Genomic DNA, 3,491 nt, shown 5'->3' with positions numbered 1-3,491 from the left:
CTCCAGCTACATCAAATGTTCCAAAAAAATATAGAAGAGCTAATGCAAATTAGCCGCTATCGGTTGAAGGATTACATCAAAGGACAAAGAGCGATATCGCTTGCCCTATCTACTTTCTAGCTCGCTTGTCCCCCTCTCAGCAAAACGATAACTGGCAAAACCATAACTTTAGAGGTTGAGCCATCTGATACAATTGACAATATAAAAGATAAGATTCAAGACAAAGAAGGTATTCTCTCAGAGCAGCAAACTTTGATATTTGCTGGTAAGGTTTTAGAAGAGTGGCGAACTTTAGCTGATTATAATATCCAAAAAGAAAGCACATTACATCTAATCCAAAATTCACCTGTAACTATTTTTGAACCTTCGGTAACAACCGCTCTAATTTTTCTAGGGTTAGGAGCTATAATAGTAAAATCGACGAATCTTGATCAACATCGCAAAAAACCAGACCAAAATGCTTTAAAATCGGCTAAAATAGTTCATAAATGAACTTCCCATAAATAGGGTGGCTGGGGTGATGATTAGTTTAGCATTAGTGAAAATTTGGAATGGTCGTGATTATGATGAAATTATTAGGATGTGTAGTCATTTTTACAAGTTTAGTGAATGTTACACCAGGAATGGCAAATTATTTCCCCCGACAAATTGCCCAAGCGTCTAGAACTTCTTCGATTCAAGGTTATTGTTTTTCGGTCGCTAATGATGATCTGGATTCTACCGCAAGGATTTATATTCAGGGAAATCAAGTCACGGGTCGGGTAGAAGCTACAATTCATAATGAACAAGCATCTTATTATACTTCCTATACTCAAACCTTACAAGGAACAAAAAAGGGAAATCAGTTAAACTTAAATATCACGACAAAAATTGAGTTAGACACCCAAAAAACTCGAGAAATCTGGACGTTAACCGCAGATTCTTTGAATACGGGACAAGAAGTTTATCGAAAAGAACCTTGTTTAGTGTCTCAAATCCGGTTTGCACCAGGAACTAATAGCGCCACCGTTAATCAATCGGTTGTTCGAGGGAGTAGAGATATTTATTTATTAAGAGCGAATCAAGGACAGAGAATGGATCTGAAAATTACATCGTTAGAAAATAATGCCGTATTTGATGTGATTGCACCGAATGGGGAAATATTGAAAACAGAAGCCACCCAATCTAGTTTAAAATTACCAGCCACTGGAAATTATGAAATAATTGTAGGGGGAACTCGCGGCAATGCCAGCTATAAATTAAATGTCAAAATTCAATAAATAGTTTTACTAGGATAAAACTGCTCGATGCAATGGTTCGAGAGAAACCCAACATTCTTAAAGACATCGGTGCGGTGTTCCATCAAGATAAAAGTCCTCTTCTTTTGACCAGTCTTCTGGGACTTGAATAGTTCCAGCCATATCTTCTAAAATGTCCCGAGCATCTCCTCAAGGTTTTTCTGGTATTTCTGCTTCTGAGACGATGGAAATCAGGTAACGGGTATGAGATTTTGCCTGTCTCAGAATGAAAGACTTTACCATCAAAAATAACGGTTAATTGTTTTTATTATTATTTTGTCGTTCTACAGCAGTCTGGCAAGTATGGGAATGTAAATGATCAACAAATTTAAACTCTTTTCTTAGTGCTGTGGTGTAGGGAAATAACTCTGTTTTGCTAAGTACCTAAGCAAAATTAATTACACATATCTAACCACCTCTTGCCTCCTGCTTTTTGCCTCTTGCCTATCTTCACTAGGAAATTAATTTTGCACGACTACTTAACACCACGATTATTCATCTAGCAACGAGGGGCGATCTCTTTATAGTTGAGATCGCCCTAAAGCTAGGATTCTACTGTCAGGAGAGAAAAAACCGCTGCCCGACTCCATTAATCGTCATAAACGCGACACTCGGCGGCATCGGGATTATCATCACAATACTGTTCGAAGTAGGTTTTTTGGGGGTGGTCTTGACGTTGGTGAGCGGCTTCTGCTTGTAATTCTTCCACCGCATCCCAAGCGGCGGCGCATTCGCCAGAGGTGGCACCTTCCGTACTACAGACGGCTCTGGCGTTTTTTCGCTCTTCTTGAATTTTATCTTGGATATTGCTCATGATTCCTCTGGAATTTATCTATTGACACTCTAACAATTATACAGTCACGTTTTCAAACCACAGGATCGGTTATCCCAATCGATCGCCTCTCCTGTGCTATTAAGCCGATCCTAGCGCAATTTTTGGGGAATTTAAGATCAAGATTTCCTGACCGGGCCAATTTTTAGCCCAGATTTCGCACTGGAGAAACGCCAGAGGGATTTCTCCCCGGGATAGACAGCGAGCAGAACCATATACCGACTTATTCTAGGGACTGTGGAAAAAGACTGTTTTGCCGGCAATAGTCAGCATTCCTGTCACCAAAATGCCGACAATGCTAAGGAATCCAATGGTGGTAATGTTGACTTGTGCGTTGAGATCGTCAACCCGCTTTTCTAGTCCCGTAACTTTGGCATGCAAGGCCTTAATATCTCCTTTAATTTCTCCTAGTGGACTGTTTTTGATCGCCTTCTGTCCATTTTCTCGGTTTGTCAGTCGGGATTCGATCGCTTTCTGTCCGCTAACGATTAAATCTTCTAACCTTTTCAGATCATTTTCGGTAACTGCTGTCATCAGTGAAAATCCTCTTAAAGTTGAATTTTTCCTGGTCTCCTCATCAATACTCTATCAATATTTTCTCGGTCGCGCACTCTTACCAACAGTAATTCACAAAAATCAGATTCCCTACTGAGAGCGCCTAGTGATCCCGTCAAAACTGAAACAGTTTTTGATACCGAACCGGCTCTTTATCTCTTGGTTCATCTGGGTTGCAGGGACAGCATCACGCGCATTTATGGCTGTATAATTCAGGTTGATATTATTAATATTGACACTCCCGTCGCGCTTATGCGAGGGATTCTTGGTTCATCGAGTTTCCTTAATCTGACAGGACGTATCCAACCAAACCAGAGGGAATCTCTCCCCAAGCGTATTAGTTTCGGTATGCCCTACCGTACTTAGTCCCTTTTTGAGAATGTTGATAGCGGCGTTAATGTCTCTATCTTCTACATAGCCACAATCGGGACCAATATGGGTTCTTGTAGATAGAGATTTAGAGACTTTTTGACCACAATTAGAACAGTTTTGACTCGTGTTATGGGGGGCTACTGCTACCGTAGCCTTACCATATTTAAACCCAAAATATTCTAACCATTGCCGAAAAGTTGACCAAGCCACATCATTAATAGATTTAGCTAGTTTAGAGTTTTTTACCATGCCTTGAATATTTAAGTTTTCGTAAGCGATGAAATCGTTAGATTTAATGACGCGCAATGCCTCTTGGGAGCATCCCACTTTTGCAATAAGAAATTGTACTTAGATGCGAAATGCTTAGATGGCAAGCCTTTTCGGGAGTTCATAGATTTTTAACGGTTCTCTAAATTGTGTGATTCAAACCAGAATCGTTACTACAAAAGCCTTCT

At 40.1% G+C, this 3,491-nt stretch carries 4 protein-coding genes and 2 pseudogenes; 2 read left to right on the top strand and 4 right to left on the bottom strand.

Features of this window, described 5'->3' with window-relative positions; translation table 11 throughout:
* Positions 1-147 precede the first annotated feature (147 nt).
* Together ACE1AQ_RS07135 and ACE1AQ_RS07130 are read left to right on the top strand one after the other, a co-directional pair.
* Entirely contained in the window at positions 148-492 is a 345-nt protein-coding gene (locus tag ACE1AQ_RS07135; RefSeq protein WP_301182376.1) for a ubiquitin-like protein, read from the top strand.
* Positions 493-551: 59 nt separating this feature from the next.
* Complete coding sequence (locus ACE1AQ_RS07130; protein WP_008197589.1) at positions 552-1,259, top strand: hypothetical protein; 708 nt, start codon at positions 552-554, stop codon at positions 1,257-1,259.
* A 297-nt stretch (positions 1,260-1,556) separates the two neighbouring features.
* Here the strand turns inward: ACE1AQ_RS07130 and ACE1AQ_RS07125 are convergent.
* The 4 genes and pseudogenes from ACE1AQ_RS07125 to ACE1AQ_RS07110 form a co-directional block, all read right to left on the bottom strand.
* Positions 1,557-1,658 (bottom strand): annotated as a pseudogene (locus tag ACE1AQ_RS07125) (transposase); the annotation flags it as partial.
* Positions 1,659-1,866: 208 nt separating this feature from the next.
* Positions 1,867-2,091: a Calvin cycle protein CP12 gene (locus ACE1AQ_RS07120; RefSeq protein ID WP_008197591.1), complete on the bottom strand. Its 225-nt coding sequence runs from the start codon at positions 2,089-2,091 to the stop codon at positions 1,867-1,869.
* Positions 2,092-2,337: 246 nt separating this feature from the next.
* Positions 2,338-2,643, bottom strand: coding sequence for a hypothetical protein (locus tag ACE1AQ_RS07115; protein ID WP_008197592.1), 306 nt, complete (start codon positions 2,641-2,643; stop codon positions 2,338-2,340).
* A 291-nt stretch (positions 2,644-2,934) separates the two neighbouring features.
* Positions 2,935-3,351, bottom strand: a pseudogene (locus tag ACE1AQ_RS07110) (RNA-guided endonuclease InsQ/TnpB family protein); the annotation flags it as partial.
* Between the last annotated feature and the right edge of the window lie 140 nt (positions 3,352-3,491).

It is taken from the genome of Microcystis sp. BLCC-F209 (assembly GCF_041928595.1).
Classification (GTDB): domain Bacteria; phylum Cyanobacteriota; class Cyanobacteriia; order Cyanobacteriales; family Microcystaceae; genus Microcystis.
Note: the sequence above shows the minus strand (reverse complement) of the source record. Positions and strands in the feature narration are given on the sequence as shown.